General features: G+C 39.2%; 18 protein-coding genes. 1 reads left to right on the top strand and 17 read right to left on the bottom strand.

Features of this window, described 5'->3' with window-relative positions:
* Positions 1–66: 66 nt before the first annotated feature.
* On the bottom strand, positions 67–546 hold the full coding sequence (locus tag ACLNCS_RS07600; RefSeq protein WP_036756170.1) for a sigma factor: 480 nt from the start codon (positions 544–546) through the stop codon (positions 67–69).
* A 184-nt stretch (positions 547–730) separates the two neighbouring features.
* Positions 731–2,956 carry a penicillin-binding protein PBP2A gene (pbp2a, locus tag ACLNCS_RS07595; protein ID WP_424848065.1) on the bottom strand — a complete coding sequence of 742 codons (2,226 nt, stop codon included), beginning with the start codon at positions 2,954–2,956 and terminating at the stop codon, positions 731–733.
* An 88-nt stretch (positions 2,957–3,044) separates the two neighbouring features.
* Between pbp2a and ACLNCS_RS07590 the strand changes: the two genes are divergently transcribed.
* A complete protein-coding gene (locus ACLNCS_RS07590) occupies positions 3,045–3,920 on the top strand; it encodes an RluA family pseudouridine synthase (protein WP_302851162.1) in 876 nt (291 codons plus the stop codon).
* Positions 3,921–3,986: 66 nt separating this feature from the next.
* On the opposite strand, the gene gap is transcribed toward ACLNCS_RS07590, so the two are convergent.
* From gap to rpsK, 15 genes are all read right to left on the bottom strand, one after another.
* Positions 3,987–4,997 (bottom strand): type I glyceraldehyde-3-phosphate dehydrogenase, encoded by a 1,011-nt coding sequence (gene gap / locus ACLNCS_RS07585; RefSeq protein WP_004251141.1) that lies wholly within the window; start codon positions 4,995–4,997, stop codon positions 3,987–3,989.
* Between the two features lie 308 nt (positions 4,998–5,305).
* Positions 5,306–7,957: a bifunctional acetaldehyde-CoA/alcohol dehydrogenase gene (gene adhE / locus ACLNCS_RS07580; protein ID WP_070677863.1), complete on the bottom strand. Its 2,652-nt coding sequence runs from the start codon at positions 7,955–7,957 to the stop codon at positions 5,306–5,308.
* Between the two features lie 299 nt (positions 7,958–8,256).
* On the bottom strand, positions 8,257–8,670 hold the full coding sequence (locus tag ACLNCS_RS07575; protein ID WP_281137971.1) for an MORN repeat-containing protein: 414 nt from the start codon (positions 8,668–8,670) through the stop codon (positions 8,257–8,259).
* Positions 8,663–9,100, bottom strand: a complete 438-nt coding sequence (locus ACLNCS_RS07570; RefSeq protein WP_424848060.1) for a low molecular weight protein-tyrosine-phosphatase — start codon at positions 9,098–9,100, stop codon at positions 8,663–8,665. The genes ACLNCS_RS07575 and ACLNCS_RS07570 overlap by 8 nt, the downstream gene beginning before the upstream one ends.
* Before the next feature lie 48 nt (positions 9,101–9,148).
* The gene (yajC, locus tag ACLNCS_RS07565) at positions 9,149–9,469 is read right to left on the bottom strand and encodes a preprotein translocase subunit YajC (RefSeq protein ID WP_247913099.1); all 321 of its coding nucleotides are present in this window, start codon (positions 9,467–9,469) and stop codon (positions 9,149–9,151) included.
* A 124-nt stretch (positions 9,470–9,593) separates the two neighbouring features.
* Positions 9,594–11,570: a transketolase gene (gene tkt, locus ACLNCS_RS07560; protein WP_424848058.1), complete on the bottom strand. Its 1,977-nt coding sequence runs from the start codon at positions 11,568–11,570 to the stop codon at positions 9,594–9,596.
* A 118-nt stretch (positions 11,571–11,688) separates the two neighbouring features.
* Positions 11,689–12,309 carry a ribonuclease P gene (locus tag ACLNCS_RS07555; RefSeq protein ID WP_424848056.1) on the bottom strand — a complete coding sequence of 207 codons (621 nt, stop codon included), beginning with the start codon at positions 12,307–12,309 and terminating at the stop codon, positions 11,689–11,691.
* Positions 12,310–12,361: 52 nt separating this feature from the next.
* Positions 12,362–13,318 carry an RNA-binding cell elongation regulator Jag/EloR gene (gene jag / locus ACLNCS_RS07550; protein ID WP_424848054.1) on the bottom strand — a complete coding sequence of 319 codons (957 nt, stop codon included), beginning with the start codon at positions 13,316–13,318 and terminating at the stop codon, positions 12,362–12,364.
* A gap of 14 nt (positions 13,319–13,332) precedes the next feature.
* Positions 13,333–14,148 (bottom strand): YidC/Oxa1 family membrane protein insertase, encoded by an 816-nt coding sequence (locus tag ACLNCS_RS07545; protein WP_053092418.1) that lies wholly within the window; start codon positions 14,146–14,148, stop codon positions 13,333–13,335.
* Positions 14,123–14,494, bottom strand: a complete 372-nt coding sequence (rnpA, locus tag ACLNCS_RS07540; RefSeq protein WP_025169334.1) for a ribonuclease P protein component — start codon at positions 14,492–14,494, stop codon at positions 14,123–14,125. The genes ACLNCS_RS07545 and rnpA overlap by 26 nt, the downstream gene beginning before the upstream one ends.
* Before the next feature lie 310 nt (positions 14,495–14,804).
* Complete coding sequence (locus ACLNCS_RS07535) at positions 14,805–16,142, bottom strand: PFL family protein (RefSeq protein ID WP_049494408.1); 1,338 nt, start codon at positions 16,140–16,142, stop codon at positions 14,805–14,807.
* A gap of 9 nt (positions 16,143–16,151) precedes the next feature.
* The gene (locus ACLNCS_RS07530; protein ID WP_006149010.1) at positions 16,152–16,418 is read right to left on the bottom strand and encodes an ACT domain-containing protein; all 267 of its coding nucleotides are present in this window, start codon (positions 16,416–16,418) and stop codon (positions 16,152–16,154) included.
* Positions 16,419–16,680: 262 nt separating this feature from the next.
* Positions 16,681–17,067, bottom strand: coding sequence for a 50S ribosomal protein L17 (gene rplQ / locus ACLNCS_RS07525; protein ID WP_000331493.1), 387 nt, complete (start codon positions 17,065–17,067; stop codon positions 16,681–16,683).
* An 11-nt stretch (positions 17,068–17,078) separates the two neighbouring features.
* Complete coding sequence (locus ACLNCS_RS07520; RefSeq protein WP_004251121.1) at positions 17,079–18,014, bottom strand: DNA-directed RNA polymerase subunit alpha; 936 nt, start codon at positions 18,012–18,014, stop codon at positions 17,079–17,081.
* Positions 18,015–18,057: 43 nt separating this feature from the next.
* Positions 18,058–18,441, bottom strand: a complete 384-nt coding sequence (rpsK, locus tag ACLNCS_RS07515) for a 30S ribosomal protein S11 (protein WP_001118385.1) — start codon at positions 18,439–18,441, stop codon at positions 18,058–18,060.
* Positions 18,442–18,446 lie beyond the last annotated feature (5 nt).

Here is an 18,446-nt window from a genome sequence, read left to right as displayed (position 1 = left end):
GAGCTTTTTCAACTCTTTCTATTATACCCACTTTTTGAATCTTGTCAACTAGTTTGATTTGTTTTTTTATCTTTTTGGAGAAAAATCTCTTAGCACATGTTTTAGTTCTTTCAACATTGCTTTTCTTCCTTTGAATCGCTCATCAGCTAACAATCGTTCAAATAACTCCAATTTTTCTTTTCCTAATCCTGCTCGATACTCTTTAAGCACTTCTTGCAATGCGTAAGACTCATCTATCAACAGCCCCCCTTCGCCTAATCGATGACTAATCTCGCTCACTTCTTCATAAGCTTGTCGATCCAATCTTCTTTTGTAACTTTCTTGTTTCCTGACTGCATCCAAAATTCGATTTCGAAACTTTGTTTTGAAGTAGGTATAAAATTCCTTATTTTTATTTTCCTTAAAATCAGGGTGATTTTCTAATAATTCATGTAGGCAAATCATTCCCTCTTGATCCCAATCTTCTTTTTCCCATAAATGAAGGTAGTATTCTTTTCTACACTTATGTACAATAGCTTTTACTTCGTGGTAATTCATGTCTAACATAGTCGTTCTCCTTTTCTGCCATTAGTATAGCAAAGGTAGAGACGAATTATGACATTTCTTCTATTTTGTTATTTATCTTGCCTGATTTTATTTTTTTGAATGTTTGATATTTCGTTGGGATATCTTTTTAGACTTTTTAGGATATAAAAAGAGACAAGAGTTATGCTCTTGCCTCTTAAAAAATTTATTGGAACAAGTCTACAATTGTATCCCAGACGGTTTTTGCTTTTTCTTTAATTTTTGCATCTGAAATAGCTTTTTCTGCCTCATCAATAAGGTTCTGGGCTCGACTTTGAATGTCACTTATAGAGTCATTTGACTGCCCTCCACCATTGTTAGCTGACTGATTCGGAACATTTTCAGGAGCAATCCCATTTATTTTATAGGCATTTTCAACTGTAAATGTACTTCCTGGTGTATAAGGAAGAATTGTTTCTGCCATACTTCTAAAAATATGAGCGGCGCCATTTGATGTCGAACCTGCTAGATAATGATTTTCATCGGTTGTCGGGAAACCAAGCCAGTGACTAATGACTACATCTGGCGTATAGCCGATAACCCACTGGTCACTCGTATACACCGGGTTGAAGGCTGCTTCTGTTGTACCTGTTTTCCCGGCCATAACATAACCATCTGGTGATGAACTTATCCCTGTACCGTTTGTGAATGTCCCTAGCATCATGCTAGTCATTTTATCCGCTACGGATTTATCTATTACTCGTTTTTGAGAATTCTTATGAGTAGCAATGACTTGACCACTTGCATTTTCAATACGTGTAATGAAATGTGCTTCAGGCATCAAACCTTCGTTTGCAAATGCTGCATAAGCTTGCGCCATTTGCAGTGGACTAGTTTCCACACCACCACCCAGTGCAACACCCAATACACGATCTACATTGGTTAAGTTAAGCCCGAATCTTTCGCCTGATTCAAAAGCCTTGTCAATACCAAGTTCCTTAACCGTGGCTACTGCAGGAAGGTTTAGGGATTCAGCTAAAGCTTGGTACATTGGAACTTCTGGAGATGTTTTAATTCCTGCGTAGTTATCTACCTTGTAATCACCATACTCCATAGTATGATTGTCCAACTCTTTATTTAGAGGCCAACCAGCTTCGACTGCTGGGGTATAGACAACTAAGGGCTTAATAGTTGAACCTGGGCTTCTTTTTGATTGAGTTGCATAGTTGAAATTTCGGAAACCAGCTTTATCATCTCCTGCTACACGACCAACAACTCCTCGAACTCCTCCTGTTTTTGGCTCTAGAGCAACACTGCCCGACTCAGCATGAGTTCCATCTTCTGCGGTTGGAAAGAGAGCTGTATTTTCATAAATGACCTGCATATTAGCCTGGTAATTCTGATCTAATTCCGTATATATACGATAGCCGTTGTTCACAATTTCTTCTTCAGTTAAATTATACTTTTCAATTGCTTCATTAACAACAGCATCAAAATAGGATGGATATCGGTAGTCTGAAACTTTACCTTCATAAGCATCTTGCAGTTGAGAGGCCATATCAACACCCGAAGCTTCCGCTTCTTTGTCTTTATCAATATAGCCAGCCGCGACCATGTTTTGTAGGACGGTGTCTCTACGATTAGTAGAATCTTCAATAGAATTCAAAGGGTTATACAATTCTGGCCCTTTGAGCATTCCGGCTAAGGTTGCCGCTTCATCGAGCGTCAGCTGAGAAGCTGAAACCCCAAAGTATTTTTTACTTGCATCTTCAACGCCCCAAACTCCATTTCCGAAGTAGGCATTGTTCAAGTACATAGCCAGAATCTCTTTCTTACTATATTTTTTTGTTAGCTCCAAAGCTAAAAAGAATTCTTTCGCCTTTCTCTGTACAGTCTGATCTTGAGAAAGATAGGCATTCTTCGCCAACTGCTGAGTAATTGTAGAACCACCACCTGAGCGTCCAGCCGTCACTATCGCTAGGAAAAAACGAGCATAGTTAATACCATCGTTCTTATAGAAACTTCTATCCTCGGTAGCAATGACGGCATTTTGTAAATCTTCACTGATGTCCGAAAGTTCGACATAGGTGCCTTTTTGACCTGATAAGGCGCCTGCTTCTTTTTCCTCTCTGTCAAAAATCAGAGTGCGAGTTTTTAAAGCGTTTTGTAAGTCAGTAACATTTGTCGATTTTGCTAGAGCAAACAAATAGACCCCAACAAACAAGCTGGCACTGAGCCCGAGAATCAAAAAGATTTTTGTCAAATGGTAGCGACGCCAAAATTTTCGAATAGGACCAACCGTCCCCGCTTTCTTTCGTCCTGCTCTTGAACGTCGTAAGTTGCTCGACACATTTTCTTCTTGTTCGACTTCATTCATTTCAGTTTCTTCAATTTCAGATTCTTCTTTCTTAAATAAGGAAAGAAATTTTTCAAATAAGGTATCTAATTTCATGCGTATATTTTATCATCTTCCCCATAGGAAGACAAGAATTTTGCTAGTTCCCCTGTCCAAATAAATTGATTTTTGTTACAATATCAGTATGAAATTTACCTTTACGATCCCCAACTCTCTACCCGAAATGACTGTCAAACATTTTCTAGAAGAACAGTTGTTAATACCTAGAAAAATTAGGCACTTTTTGAGAATCAAGAAACACATCCTCATTAATCAAGAAGAAGTCCACTGGCATCAAACGGTCAAGGCTGGAGATGAGTGCCAATTGATTTTCGACGAGGAAGATTATCCTACAAAAAAAATTCTATGGGGAAATCCCAAACTTGTCGAAGAAGTCTATCAAGACCAACATTTAATTATCGTCAATAAACCTGAGGGTATGAAGACACATGGAAATCAGCCAGACGAGATAGCTCTTCTCAATCATGTCAGCGCCTATGTCGGCCAAACCTGCTATGTTGTTCATCGCTTGGATATGGAAACAAGCGGTCTCGTACTGTTTGCGAAGAATCCATTCATCCTTCCTATCCTTAATCGCTTATTAGAAAAGAAAGAGATTTCTCGAGAATACTGGGCTCTGGTTGATGGAAGATTAGGGGCTAAGGACTTAATCTACCGAGATAAAATTGGTCGCAATCGCCACGATCGTAGAAAAAGAATTGTGGATCAAAAAAATGGTCAATACGCCGAAACTCATGTAACTCGGTTAAAACAATTTCAAAACAAAACCAGTCTCGTTCGGTGTAGATTAAAAACAGGACGTACTCATCAGATCCGAGTCCACCTATCTCACCACGGACATCCAATCCTCGGGGACCCTCTCTACAACTCACACTCAAAAAACAAGAGACTGATGCTTCACGCATTTAAACTATCCTTTATCCACCCTCTGACTTTAAATAAATTAAGCTTTACCGCACTCTCAGATACATTTGAAAGAGAATTAAAACAAAATGGATGATTTTATCATCCATTTTTATAGATACAAAAAGCAAGACCAATCGGTCTTGCTTTTTCGACTCAGAAATTATTTAGCAATTTTTGCGAAGTATTCAAGAGTACGTACAAGTTGTGCAGTGTAAGACATTTCGTTGTCGTACCATGATACAACTTTAACCAATTGTTTACCGTCAACGTCAAGAACTTTAGTTTGAGTTGCGTCAAACAATGAACCATATGACATACCTACGATATCTGAAGATACGATTGGATCTTCTGTGTAACCGTATGATTCGTTTGAAGCTGCTTTCATAGCTGCGTTCACTTCGTCAACAGTAACGTTCTTTTCAAGAACAGCTACCAATTCAGTAACTGATCCAGTTGGAGTTGGAACGCGTTGTGCAGATCCGTCAAGTTTACCATTCAATTCTGGAATTACAAGACCGATAGCTTTAGCAGCACCAGTTGAGTTAGGAACGATGTTTGCAGCACCAGCGCGAGCACGACGAAGGTCACCACCACGGTGTGGTCCATCAAGGATCATTTGGTCACCAGTGTAAGCGTGGATAGTAGTCATCAATCCTTCTACAACACCGAAGTTATCTTGAAGAGCTTTAGCCATTGGAGCCAAGCAGTTTGTAGTACATGAAGCACCTGAGATAACTGTTTCAGTACCATCAAGAACGTCGTGGTTAGTGTTAAATACAACTGTTTTAACGTCATTTCCACCAGGAGCAGTGATAACAACTTTCTTAGCGCCACCTGCATGCAAGTGTTTTTCAGCAGCTTCTTTCTTAGCAAAGAAACCAGTCGCTTCAAGAACGATTTCTACACCGTCGTTAGCCCAGTCGATTTGTTCTGGATCGCGTTCAGCAGAAACTTTAACGAATTTACCGTTAACTTCGAATCCACCTTCTTTAACTTCCACAGTTCCGTCGAAACGACCTTGAGTTGTGTCATATTTCAACAAGTGTGCAAGCATAACTGGATCTGTAAGGTCGTTGATGCGAGTAACTTCAACACCTTCTACGTTTTGGATACGACGGAAAGCAAGACGACCGATACGACCGAAACCGTTAATACCAACTTTAACTACCATTAGTGATTTCCTCCTTATGAAAATCATGAAAATTTTATTGTGAAAAGAGTAACTTGAATCACTACAAATCACCTTTCAACAAACCTATTATATAACTATTTTAGTTTTATTGCAAGCGCTGACGTTGATTTTCACTTCAGTTTTCTATTTTCTAGATACACAATTTTATATAGATTCCCTTTGTCAAAAGTCTATCAATATACATCTTTATAGTTATTTACAAAACTTTTTGTTAAACTTTTAACCTCTTCTATTTTGAAAAACTATAAAAAGAGGCAGGATTACTCCTGCCTCTGACTGATAATCAATTATTTAAGACGTCCTGGTCTTTCTTTGTAACCATAGTAAGCATCTTCGATTATTTCTTGCATATGATCAACCATTGGAAGACGTGGGTTTGCAGGTGAACATTGATCTTCATAAGCAAGGAAGGCCAATTCGCGTGAATGTTCTTTCCATTCTTTCTCGTCAACACCTTGTGCTTTGAAGTTCATTTCGATACCTACGCGCTCACCGAGTTCGTAAACAGCTTTAGCATAAGATGCAACCCCTTCTTCTGGAGTAGAAGCTGGAAGTCCAAGCATACGAGCGATATCTTGATATTTCTCATCTGCACGGTAGTAGTTGTACTTAGGCCATGTAGCTGTCTTAGCTGGGCGTGTACCATTGTAACGGATAACGTATGGAAGCAAGATTGCATTTGTACGTCCGTGAACTGTGTGGAATTGTGCACCAATCTTGTGAGCCATTGAGTGAGAAATACCTAAGAAGGCATTCGCAAAGGCCATACCAGCAATAGTTGAAGCATTATGCATTTTCTCACGTGAGTGGAAGTCTGCATTCTTAACTGAGCTTTCAAGGTTTTCAAATACGAGTTTGATCGCTTGAAGAGCAAGACCGTCAGTGTAGTCGCTAGCCATTTGTGATACGTAAGCTTCAGTTGCGTGAGTCAATACGTCCATACCAGTATCTGCCGCAACAAATCCAGGAACTGTCAATACCAAAGCAGGATCTACGATTGCCACAGTTGGTGTCAATGAGTAGTCAGCGATTGGGTATTTACGGTTGTTTGCTTTATCAGAGATAACGGCAAATGGAGTTACTTCAGATCCTGTACCAGATGTAGTTGGGATAGCGATGAATTTAGTCTTCTTACCAAGCAATGGGAATTTGAAGGCACGTTTACGGATATCCATGAATTTTTGTACAAGGTCACGGAAGTCCACTTCTGGTTGCTCGTAGAAGAGCCACATTACTTTAGCAGCGTCCATTGGTGATCCACCACCAAGAGCAATGATTGTATCTGGTTTGAAGGAACGCATAATCTCAGTACCACGTTCAACTGTAGTGATATCTGGATCTGGTTCTACATCTGCAAAGATTTGGTAAACAACCTTATTGCGACGAAGGTCAAGCTGCTCGATGATACGATCGAGGAAACCAAGCTCTACCATAGCGTGGTCAGTAACGATCATGACACGCTCAACGTCACGACATTTTTGAAGGTATTGAATTGAATCACGTTCAAAGTATGTTTTTGAAGGAAGTTTCATCCATTGCATGTTATTTCTCCGTCTTCCGACTTTTTTGATATTCAAGAGGTTAATGGCGCTAACGTTATCCCCAACTGAGTTACGTCCGTAAGAACCACATCCGAGTGTCAATGATGGCAAGAAGGCATTATAAACATCCCCGATACCACCGAAAGTAGAAGGTGAGTTACAGATAACACGAATAGCTTTAACAGCTTTACCAAATTCTTTAGTCAATTCTTCATCAGCTGTATGGATAGCTGCTGAGTGCCCAAGACCGTTAAATTCAACCATTTGACGGGCTTTTTCAATACCGTCTTCGCGGCTTTCAGATTTCAAAACTGCGATAACTGGTGATAATTTTTCACGAGTCAACGGCTCTTTTTCGCCAACTTCTTTACATTCTGCAGCAAGAATATTTGTTCCTTCTGGAACTGTAAATCCTGCTTGTTCTGCTATCCAAGTTGCTGGTTTACCAACGATGTCAGCGTTCAATTTTGCACCAGCACAGTTTTTGCTGTTTGCTTTCACACCGAAGCAGAACTCTTCAAGAAGAGCTTTTTCTTTTTTGTTTACAAAGTAAGTGTGGTAAGATTTGAACTCTGCTACAAATTCATCATAAATTTCTTTATCAATAATAACCGCTTGTTCAGATGCACAGACCATACCGTTGTCAAATGATTTAGACATTACGATATCGTGTGCAGCTTGGCGAATATTAGCTGATTTTTCAACATAAGCTGGAACGTTTCCGGCACCTACCCCAAGAGCTGGTTTACCACATGAGTATGCAGCTTTAACCATGGCATTCCCACCTGTTGCAAGGATTGTTGCAACACCTTCGTGGTTCATCAATGCGCTAGTTGCTTCCATAGATGGTTCAGTAATCCACTGTACACAGTTTTCAGGAGCACCTGCTTTAATCGCAGCATCACGCACGATTTGAGCAGCGTGAGCTGATGATTCTTGAGCTGACGGGTGGAATGCAAAGACAATAGGATTACGAGTCTTCAATGAAATCAAAGCCTTAAAGATTGCTGTTGAAGTAGGGTTTGTTGTTGGAGTGATACCACAAACAACACCAACCGGTTCAGCAATAAGAGTCAATCCTGTCACATCGTCTTCTTCAATAACACCAACTGTTTTAGTGTGGCGCATGTTGTTTACTACGTGCTCACAGGCAAATAAGTTCTTAGTCGCTTTATCTTCAAATACTCCACGTCCTGTTTCTTCAAAGGCATGTAGAGCCAATTCTCCGTGGGCATCAAGAGCTGCAACTGAAGCTTTTGCTACAATATAATCGACTTGATCTTGGTCAAGTTTACGCATTTCTTCAAGGGCAACTAAAGCTTTTTGCACCAAACCATCGACATGCTTTTCAGCAGCGAGTTTCTTTTCCTCTGGTGTTACAGTTTTTTTATCAGCCATATTTTCCTCCATAGCTTTCAAGGATTGTAAGTCCTTTGTTAATTTTTTCACAATCTTATTATAACTCTTTTTTCAAGATTTGTAAACAGTTTCATAGAAATTTCACAAACTTTTTTTATTCGCTTGTGAAAATAATTTTGCACAGCCCTACCCATACGCTTTTTAGCTTATACTTTGTGAATAATCCCATAAAACTTTTATTTTTCACAAACTTCATTGTAAAAAGGTATTGAAAGGCGTCTCAACTTCCATGTAAGCGCTTTCTTTGAGTGCAGTATATTACCCCCTCTAAGAGGAGGTTATTGTGCTTGTTGGAAGAGCCCTTGTTTAAAGTCACCTTCATAGACAACTTCTTGCTCTGTAGTCAGTTTTCCTTTTCCTTCAGCTTGGCCATTAACAAAGTCTCCTTCATAAACCCAGCCCTCTTTAGCTTGGTAGGTTCCTTTACCGTTAAATGCTCCATTTTTAAATTCACCAGTATAAGTGTCGCCATTTGAGAAGGTCATTGTGCCTTTGCCATTCATCTTTCCACGTACAATACTTCCATCATATACAAGTGAATCGCCATCCAGTTTTAAAACTCCTTGCTTAGGCATATTTCCTACAAATACAAATATAGCACAAAGAGCTATGACTACTACTGTTACAATTTCCAAACGAGGACGCGTTATATAGACACTGTACTTATCATAGAATTTCTTTAAATTATCCATTTTTTGCCTCATTTTCTAAACGTGTTAGCCAAGCTTGGCAACCAGTTAAAACTCGATTGTAAGTTTCATCAAAATCACCTGTATACCATGGATCAGGAACACCCTCAGAAGCAAATGCCTCTAGCTTGTGTTGTTGGTCTTGAGGACACATTCGAGTCAAATCTAGAAGATTGGACTCGTCCATCCCAATGACATAATCAAAATATTCAAAATCATCCTTAGAAATTTGCTGTGATGTTTTTGATGAATCGTAAGGAATCTCGTGAGCTTTAAAAATTTTCTGAGTTCCTTTGTGAATTGGATTGCCATGTTCCCAAGAAGAAGTTGCTCTACTTTCAATCTCATAATCATCGGTTAAAGATTTCATAACAAATTCTGCCATAGGACTACGGCAAATATTACCAAGACATACAAAAACAACTTTCTTCATTATTGTTCCCCATATTCATAGAAAAAGGGGTATGAGATCCACCCCGTTTTATTCTTCAATCGCGCTTTCACCATCGACAACTGTACCTTCTGATGTAACAGCCTCTTTAAGTGGCAAGACAGATTTGATAGCTCCAAGTTCAAAAGTCAAGTAAACTCCGTCTACATCAAGTACGATCGTTCTGTTTTCGGTATCAACTTCATCAACTGTACCGTATAAACCACCGATAGTAATGACTTCATAGCCTTTTTGAAGCTTGTTCAAGCTTTCCATACGCTTTTGCGCTTGTTTCTTTTGAGAACGTTGCATAAAGAACATCAAGGCGAACATACCTACAAGCATGATCACAAATGTTAAATTTGGACTAATATTTTCCATAGTATTTTCTCCTTTGTATTTTACATAGGACTACTATATCAAATTTCAGCTACTTTTACAAGGTTGTACCTTAGTTTTAGGTCAATAAAAAACCAGAGCAAAGCTCTGATTTTTCTTATTTCAAGTTGTTTACGATTTCCACTAAGTTTTCAACTGTAAATCCATACTCTGCCAACACTTTTGAAGCTGGGGCAGATGCTCCAAAAGTATCAATACCGAGAACTGCTCCATCAAGACCAACGTATTTGTACCAGTTTTGAGTCGCTCCCATTTCAACCGCCACACGGCGACGAACTGCATTTGGTAGGATTTCTTCTTTGTATGCGGCATCTTGTGCATCAAAGACATCCGTAGATGGCATGCTGACTACGCGAACTTTTCCACCTTGACTTGCTAATTCCTTCGCAGCTGCAACAGCCAGATTCACTTCTGAACCTGTTGCAATCAAAATCGTGTCAAAGTCTGCTGCATTTTCATAGACAACATAAGCACCTTTCGCAACCTTATTAAAGTCAGTTCCTTCCTCAACAGTCAAGTTTTGACGAGTCAAGACAAGGGCAGTTGGTGTTTTCTCACTCTTCACTGCAAGGTACCAAGCTGCTTGAGTTTCACGCGCATCTGCTGGACGGAAAACATTAAGGTTTGGAATCGCACGGAGTCCGGCCAAGTGCTCTACTGGTTCGTGAGTTGGTCCATCTTCACCAACTGCGATTGAATCGTGAGTAAAGACATAGGTTACAGGAAGACCTTGTAGAGCTGACAAACGAACTGCTGCTTTAAGGTAGTCTGAGAATACGAAGAAAGTTCCACCGTAAACTCGAAGTCCACCGTGAAGAGCCATTCCGTTTAAAACTGTACCCATTGCAAATTCACGAACACCAAACTGGATATTACGGTTCAAGCGATTTGCATCGTCCTGAAGTCCGTCAGTTTTGATGTAAGTCATATTTGAATGAGCAAGGTCAGCTGATCCACCAAGGAAGGTTGGCAATTTAGCAGCCACTACATTTAAAGCATCCTGGCTTGAGTTACGAGTTGCTTGAGAGAAGCCATTTTCTAAAGCTGGGAAGTCTTCTGGAGTCAATTCAACTGGATCACGTCCTTCGATGATGGCTTCCACTTCTGCAGCAAGCTCTGGGTAAGCTTCTTTATAATCTGTAACTAGTTTTGTCCATGCTTCATATGCTGATACACCTCGGTCCGCAACATTTTCTTTGAAATCAGCATAAACTTCTGCTGGGATTTCAAATGGTTCGTAGTCCCAACCAAGGGCTTGACGAGTTGCAGCAGTTTCGTCTGCACCAAGAGGAGCACCATGTACGGCATTAGTTCCTTGTTTGTTTGGCGAACCATAACCAATAACAGTTTTTACTTCAATCAGAGATGGTTTCCCTGAAACCTTAGCTTCTTCAATAGCTGCTTGAATAGCTTCTAAGTCTGTCCCATCTTCAACCAAGGCTGTATGCCAACCGTAAGCATTGTAACGATCACGAACACTCTCTGTGAATGAATCTTTTGTCTCACCGTCCAAGTTGATATCATTTGAATCATAGAGAACAACCAATTTGTCAAGTTTCTGCAAACCTGCGTAAGAAGCAGCTTCACTTGAGACACCTTCCATCAAGTCACCATCTCCACAGATAACATATGTGTAGTGATCAAAGATGTTATAACCTTCGCGGTTATACTTGGCTGCAAGGAAACGTTCTGCTTGTGCAAAACCTGTCGCAGTTGCAATCCCTTGTCCTAGAGGACCTGTTGTTGCATCAACCCCTGCTGTATGACCAAATTCTGGGTGACCTGGAGTTTTAGAACCCCATTGACGGAAGCTCTTCACTTCATCCATGCTCACATCTTCAAATCCAGAAAGGTGAAGAAGGGCATAGAGAAGCATTGATCCGTGACCCGCTGAAAGAATAAAACGGTCGCGGTTGATCCAGTTTGGTTGAGCTGGATTGATACGAAGTTCTTTAGTGAAAAGGCTGTAAGCCATCGGTGCTGCACCCATTACCACCCCTGGGTGACCTGAGTTCGCTTTATTGATAGCGTCAATACCTAGAAAACGAATCGCATTAACAGATAGATTTGACATAGAATTTCCTTTCTCTTTGAGGTGATAAGTATACCACGCATTCTATTTTACTATTATATGAAAAAATACCTAGAATAGCAATAAAACAATTTACTATAAAATGACTCAGCCGATTATACTAATCTCTAGTCACTTGATAGTAAGGTGATAGTTTTTCAAAACCTCTATCAAGTTTATCTAGAACTTTATCTATAGTATCTTCATCAGCTACTGGAATATCAACTTTTACTAAAACCTTACGAATCTCCTGATTGAATAATTGTTGTCTTAAAAGTTGTCTATTCTCCTCAGTAGCTTGTACTCTATAGCTTTCATCGTTTTTCTGAACCCAATAATAGATTCCATCAACCACTGGGATATCCAATATTTTAGCCTGTTTTGACAAGGTAGCCTCATCTTTCTTTCTCTCTACAAAGCTGACTTCTATAGAGATTCCCCAATTATTCTGATTTCCATACAAACGAAGAGCCATCATGGGCTCTGTTACATGCCCCTCTCTCTGTAAATAAACCCAGAAATGTGGTCGTAATCTCTGCGCTTGATTCATCCATTGACTGGTTGGGTGTAAATTCCAATCGGAATGCCTAGCTTGAAAACATTCCGCTAGGTGAGTAAATGCCTTTCGCGCTTCCTGCCCTTTTTGACGCAGGTCTAGCATTTTATCCTTTTCAGCTCCTGCTTTTTCAGGATTCCGGTACTGTTCCCCCTGATAAGCAAGATAGTCCTTGATTTCTTTCATTTTATTCCTTCTTTAGTTAGAAAAAAATCAGGTTTCCCCTGATTTTCATTTTTTATTCTGTGTCAACTACAACGTAACGATTTGGTTCGTCACCTTCAGAGTAGCTGGTAACACCTTCCATTCGTGAGATGATACGATGGATAATTTTACGCTCGCTGCTTGACATTGGATCTGTAATCTGACTACTGCCTTCTTCCAAGACACGTGTAGCTAATTTTTGAGCGTAACTCTGTAACACTTCTGCACGATGTTCTACATAATCATTGACGTTGATAGTAATGTAGAAAGTTTTTGAATAACGATTGTAGAGGTAATTTTGTGCCAAAAGTTGAAGGGATTTCAAAACCTTACCATGGTAACCAATGATACGGCCTGGCTCATTTGTATCAATTTGCATGTTGATAGAGCGACGGTTAGAGGTGCTAGAAATAGTTCCCTCAACATCCATATCATCGATGATCGCTTGAACATAATTGGTTACTTCTTCAACAACCTTTTCTGTGTCGTATGTTGGCTCAACTTTCAAACCAAGATTTTCTAAGTCGCTACCTTTTTCAGACTCAACTTCATCTTGAGTTTCTTCAGGTTGCAATTCTTTTAAAACTTCAATATGGCCTGTTTCTTCTAAAATCGTGCTGGCTTCTTTATCATTCTTAAGAATTTCAGCCTTGACTTCTTCAGAAATTTCTTGGCCTTCTTCTTCAATTTTCTTGATAGCTGCAACTACATGTCCCAAATCAACGGTCGCTTCGCTGACTGTTTTAACTGGATCATTTTGATCATTAATTTCTTTTGGAACACCTTTGATCGCCTGCTGATTTGCTTTTACAACAGTTGTTTCACTGATTGCTTCGATATCAACTTGAGCTGGTTTTGTACCAAAAAGTCCAAAAAATCCCTTTTTTTCTCTCGAAACAACTTTGATATGAGCTTTCATTCTCGGAATATTTAATTCATTCAATCCCTTTTGGATTGCTTCTTCAACTGTTGAACCTGTAAATAATACCATTATCAGATTTCTCCTTACTTTTTCTTTTTCTGTGCTTTCTTTTGAGCTTTTCTTTTCTTAACTTCTAAATCCTTCTTAGCTTGCACATCTGCTTCACGCTCTGCAATGATTTTGAAGGGGTTGTTCAAAAGGTAAGTTTGCAATACTTGATAAGCATTTGAAACCGCCCAGTAAAGAGCGACACCACTTGGAGCAGATATTGCAAAAAAGAAGATTATAACAGGCATCCCATACATCATACCTGTCATTGCACCATTTTTCTCAGGCAAAGCTTTATTTGAAAGCCAGCTACTGAGGAAGGTGAATAGGGCAGCTAAAATAGGTAGTACGAAAGTGGTATCAGCTCCACCTAGATTGAACCATAAAAAGTGGCCTGTCTTCAAAAAATCTACGTTTGATAAAGCTTGGAAAAGAGCCAATAGAATTGGCATTTGAATCAAAAGTGGCCAGAAGGATGCGGATTGCTTAATGCCTAATTCTTTAAATAATTTACGTGTTTCCTGATCTAGCTTAGTACGACTTTCCATGTCGCGACCTGGATAACGTTCGCGCAATTCTTTGATAAGAGGTTGCGCCTCTTGCATTTTTCTGGAAGCCACCATTTGTGTTTGAAAGACTGGTAACAGTATTGTTCTAATCAAGACTGTGAACAGAATAATCCCTAAACCAATGCTGACATCAAATGACAAAAATCGAATAATTTCAGCAAAAAAATAAACAAGTTTACTCCAAAAGTCTGCAGAATCTGCAGACACTTCACTAGTTGCACAAGCAGTCATTACCAACAAGGACAAACCTAACAAACTAGTCAATTGTAATTTCTTCTTCACTCTTATTTCCTTCCTGGTAAATCTTCGCTAATCTCAAAACATGAAGTAAGTTTTTTTCAATTTCTGCATATTCTAATAGTTCAACGCCTTTTCGAGCAATCACAACAAAATCAACATTATCAACAAGTTGATTACTATTTTGAATGAGAACATGCCGGATTCTTCTCTTGATTTGGTTTCTTGTCACAGCATTTCCTAATTTTTTACTGACTGATAAACCTACTCGAAAATGTGTTTCATTGTTTTCTAATCGATAAATAACAAATTTTCGATTAGCTACACTTGCTCCCTTTTTAAATATGGCGTCGAAATCTTTCTCTTTTTTTACACGAAAGCTTTTTCTCAAAAATTCTACTCCATCTAATAAAACTACTACTATTATACCATAATTTTTCAAAAAGCCAATCATGGCAAGGTTTTAGACTGGTTTGACTTCGAAAAAAGTCGCCATTCTTAAAAAATTTGACCAGAATCAATGAAATTTTACTAGTTTTTTAAAGAATACAAAACAAAAGCCACTCTTACGAGCGACTTTTGTAGGAGATTATTATGAAAAAGTTTAGGATTTCTATTAAATAAAGTTAGGAGGTCTTTATTTAATGATTAGAGTATACATACCTATCCTTAAATTGAACTTAAATCATTTTATTTTTTTATTAATTTTTAAAACTATGAATTGGAGCTGGAATCTGTCCTCCACGAGCGATGAAATCAGCCGAAGAAGCTCCATTGACTTTCATAACTGGGGCAGTTCCTAACAAGCCACCAAACTCAATCATATCGCCTTCTTTACCCTTTGGAATGATACGGACAGCTGTGGTTTTCATATTAATAACACCAATTGCTGCCTCATCCGCAATCATAGCCGCAATCGTTTCTGCCGGGGTATCAGCTGGAATGGCAATCATATCCAATCCAACTGAACAGATAGCAGTCATGGCTTCTAATTTCTCAAGATTTAGGGAACCATTTTGCACTGCTGCTATCATACCCTCATCTTCTGAAACTGGGATGAAAGCACCTGACAGACCACCGACTTGGTTGCAAGCCATTACTCCGCCTTTTTTTACTTGGTCATTTAAAAGAGCTAAAGCTGCAGTCGTCCCATGAGTCCCAACTGTTTCCAGTCCCATTTCTTCCAGGACCCGAGCTACTGAATCCCCCACTGCAGGAGTAGGTGCTAAACTCAAATCAACAATCCCAAAATCAACACCTAGTCTTTCACTAGCCATCTGGCCAACTAATTGACCAATCCGAGTAATCTTGAAGGCTGTCTTTTTAACAGTTTCAGCAACTACATCAAAGCTTTGACCGCGAACTTTTTCTAAAGCACGTTTGACAACACCGGGCCCCGAAACACCTACATTGATAATAACATCAGCTTCACCAACACCATGAAAGGCTCCGGCCATAAAAGGATTGTCTTCAACTGCATTGGCAAAAACGACAAGTTTTGCAGCACCCATATCTGAAAGCTCAGCTGTCTCCTTGATAATTCGACCCATATCAGCTACAGCAGTCATGTTGATTCCTGACTTTGTTGAACCAATATTTACTGAAGAGCAAACTTTATCAGTTTCAGCTAAAGCACGTGGAATCGAATTGATGAGTATTTCATCTCCTTTTTGATAGCCTTTCTGTACCAAAGCAGAAAAACCACCAATAAAATCTACGCCAATTTCTTTTGCTGCTCTATCTAAAGCTTTGGCTAATGGTACATAGTCCCTTGCATTTGTAGCCGCACCAATTAGAGAAATCGGTGTTACTGATACACGTTTATTGACAATAGGTATACCTAACTCAGCAGCAATTTCATCACCGACTGCCACTAAATTCGCCGCCTTAGTCGTAACTTTTTCATATATTTTATCTGCAGCCTTATCAATATCTGGATCAATACAATCAAGAAGAGAAATTCCCATGGTAATGGTACGAATATCAAAATTCTGCTCTTCAATCATTGCAATAGTTTCGGTAACTTGTCTAATATCCATAAGCACCTCCTAGATATTGTACATAGCATCGAAAATAGCTGCGCTCTGAATATTGATTTTGACATTCAATGTCTGGCCAAAGGCTTCAAACTCATTTCTTAGTTGAGTAAAATCATGTTTTTCATCACTGGATACTACAGCCATCATGGTAAAAAACTCATCCAAGACAGTTTGTGAAATATCATCAATATTTAATCCTAATTCAGCAATCTTAGTCGCAACACCTGCAACAATACCACCCTTATCTTTTCCAACAACAGTTATAATAGCTTTCATATTGGTCCTCCATCTTTGAAATCATAGAAAATAACCATATCTATATTTTTCTTTTTTCTCAGTATAGCACATTTACTTCAAAAAAACTAAAAAACGCCTGCTTACGAAATTGTTCTTAAAAGAAAAACAATTTCGTAAACAAGCGTCTACCCTACCATCTTATGATGAGTGTTCCCGCTAGGACAAAAGTCCTAGCGGTAGACCAGAGCTAGACTAAGAGCACAGGGCTCCATCATCATAACACTCAACAAAATTGATGATTTTATACTAATTCGATGATCGCCATTGGCGCTGCATCACCACGACGTGGTTCAGTTTTAAGGATACGAGTGTATCCACCGTTACGTTCTGCGTAACGAGGTGCGATTTCTGAGAACAATTTTTGAAGTGCTGTAGTAGAAGTGTACTTATCAGTTGCTTCATCATAGTTTTCAGATGCGATTTCATTACGTACGAAAGCAGCAGCTTGACGACGTGCATGCAAATCACCACGTTTACCTAGAGTAATCATTTTTTCAACAGTTTTACGGATTTCTTTAGCACGAGCTTCAGTTGTCACGATTGATTCGTTGATCAAAAGGTCAGTTGTCAAATCGCGAAGCATTGCTTTACGTTGTGAGCTAGTGCGTCCTAGTTTACGGTAAGCCATGTATTCCTCCTTTATTTATCTTTTAATCCAAGACCCAAATCAATGAGTTTGAGTTTCACTTCTTCCAAACTCTTGCGTCCAAGATTTCTTACTTTCATCATCTCTGCTTCAGATTTTTCTGTCAAATCATGCACAGTATTGATACCAGCACGTTTCAAACAGTTATATGAGCGTACAGACAAGTCAAGTTCCTCAATCGTACGTTCCAAAATACGGTCGTCCGATTCAGTATCAGCTTCTTTCATCACTTCTGCAGATTTAGCAATCTCTGTAAGATTTGTAAACAAATCAAGATGTTCTGTCAAAATACGTGCTGAAAGCCCTAAAGCATCTTCTGGAATAATCGTTCCATTTGTCAAGATTTCAAGGGTTAATTTGTCGAAACCATCATTGCTTCCTACACGAGCAGGTTCAACTTGATAGTTAACTTTTGTAACTGGTGTATAAATAGAATCTACAGCAAGTGTTCCAACTGGGGCATTATCTTTTTTATTTTCATCTGCAGGTACATAACCACGACCAGTGTTTACAGTCATAGTTGCTTTAAATGAAGCACCTTCTCCGATTGTAAAAAGATAATGATCTGGATTTACGATTTCAATATCACTATCAGTTAAAATATCTCCGGCTGTCACTTCAGCAGGACCTTCAACATCAAGTTCAATAGTCTTTTCGTCTTTTACATATGATTTAACTGCAATACCTTTAATGTTCAGAATGATTTGCATCACGTCTTCGCGAACACCAGGAATTGTATCAAATTCATGTAATACTCCATCGATATCGATAGATGTAACAGCTGCTCCTGGAAGAGAAGCAAGAAGTACACGACGAAGAGAGTTACCAAGTGTTGTACCGTATCCACGTTCTAGTGGTTCGATTACAAACTTGCCATAATCTTTATTTTCATCAATTTTTGTTATATTTGGTTTTTCAAACTCGATCATTTAGTTACTCCCTCTTAAACGAAAAGCAGTGTAAAGGTAATGATTATACACGGCGACGTTTTGGAGGACGAGCACCATTGTGTGGCACTGGAGTCACATCACGAATTGCTGTTACTTCAAGACCAGCGGCAGCAAGAGCACGAATAGCTGACTCACGACCAGAACCTGGACCTTTTACAGTAACTTCAACTGATTTAAGACCGTGTTCTTGTGCAGATTTAGCAGCAGCTTCTGAAGCCATTTGAGCAGCAAATGGTGTAGATTTACGAGAACCTTTGAAACCAAGAGCACCAGCTGATGACCAAGCGATTGCATTACCATGCACATCAGTAATCATAACAATAGTGTTATTAAATGTAGCGTGAATATGAGCAATACCAGATTCGATATTCTTTTTCACACGACGTTTACGTGTTGGTTTAGCCAAGACTT

This window comes from Streptococcus sp. CL9.43, assembly GCF_049737935.1.
Taxonomy (GTDB): domain Bacteria; phylum Bacillota; class Bacilli; order Lactobacillales; family Streptococcaceae; genus Streptococcus; species Streptococcus infantis_I.
This window is presented reverse-complemented; position numbering and strand designations above follow the sequence as displayed.

What these genes read in the sequence shown, in the direction of transcription:
- ACLNCS_RS07600 (WP_036756170.1), bottom strand. Translation starts at nt 546, where the DNA reads ATGTTAGACATGAATTACCACGAAGTAAAAGCTATTGTACATAAGTGT.
- pbp2a (WP_424848065.1), bottom strand. Translation starts at nt 2,956, where the DNA reads ATGAAATTAGATACCTTATTTGAAAAATTTCTTTCCTTATTTAAGAAA.
- ACLNCS_RS07590 (WP_302851162.1), top strand. Translation starts at nt 3,045, where the DNA reads ATGAAATTTACCTTTACGATCCCCAACTCTCTACCCGAAATGACTGTC.
- gap (WP_004251141.1), bottom strand. Translation starts at nt 4,997, where the DNA reads ATGGTAGTTAAAGTTGGTATTAACGGTTTCGGTCGTATCGGTCGTCTT.
- adhE (WP_070677863.1), bottom strand. Translation starts at nt 7,957, where the DNA reads ATGGCTGATAAAAAAACTGTAACACCAGAGGAAAAGAAACTCGCTGCT.
- ACLNCS_RS07575 (WP_281137971.1), bottom strand. Translation starts at nt 8,670, where the DNA reads ATGGATAATTTAAAGAAATTCTATGATAAGTACAGTGTCTATATAACG.
- ACLNCS_RS07570 (WP_424848060.1), bottom strand. Translation starts at nt 9,100, where the DNA reads ATGAAGAAAGTTGTTTTTGTATGTCTTGGTAATATTTGCCGTAGTCCT.
- tkt (WP_424848058.1), bottom strand. Translation starts at nt 11,570, where the DNA reads ATGTCAAATCTATCTGTTAATGCGATTCGTTTTCTAGGTATTGACGCT.
- ACLNCS_RS07555 (WP_424848056.1), bottom strand. Translation starts at nt 12,309, where the DNA reads ATGAAAGAAATCAAGGACTATCTTGCTTATCAGGGGGAACAGTACCGG.
- jag (WP_424848054.1), bottom strand. Translation starts at nt 13,318, where the DNA reads ATGGTATTATTTACAGGTTCAACAGTTGAAGAAGCAATCCAAAAGGGA.
- ACLNCS_RS07535 (WP_049494408.1), bottom strand. Translation starts at nt 16,142, where the DNA reads ATGGATATTAGACAAGTTACCGAAACTATTGCAATGATTGAAGAGCAG.
- ACLNCS_RS07530 (WP_006149010.1), bottom strand. Translation starts at nt 16,418, where the DNA reads ATGAAAGCTATTATAACTGTTGTTGGAAAAGATAAGGGTGGTATTGTT.
- rplQ (WP_000331493.1), bottom strand. Translation starts at nt 17,067, where the DNA reads ATGGCTTACCGTAAACTAGGACGCACTAGCTCACAACGTAAAGCAATG.
- ACLNCS_RS07520 (WP_004251121.1), bottom strand. Translation starts at nt 18,014, where the DNA reads ATGATCGAGTTTGAAAAACCAAATATAACAAAAATTGATGAAAATAAA.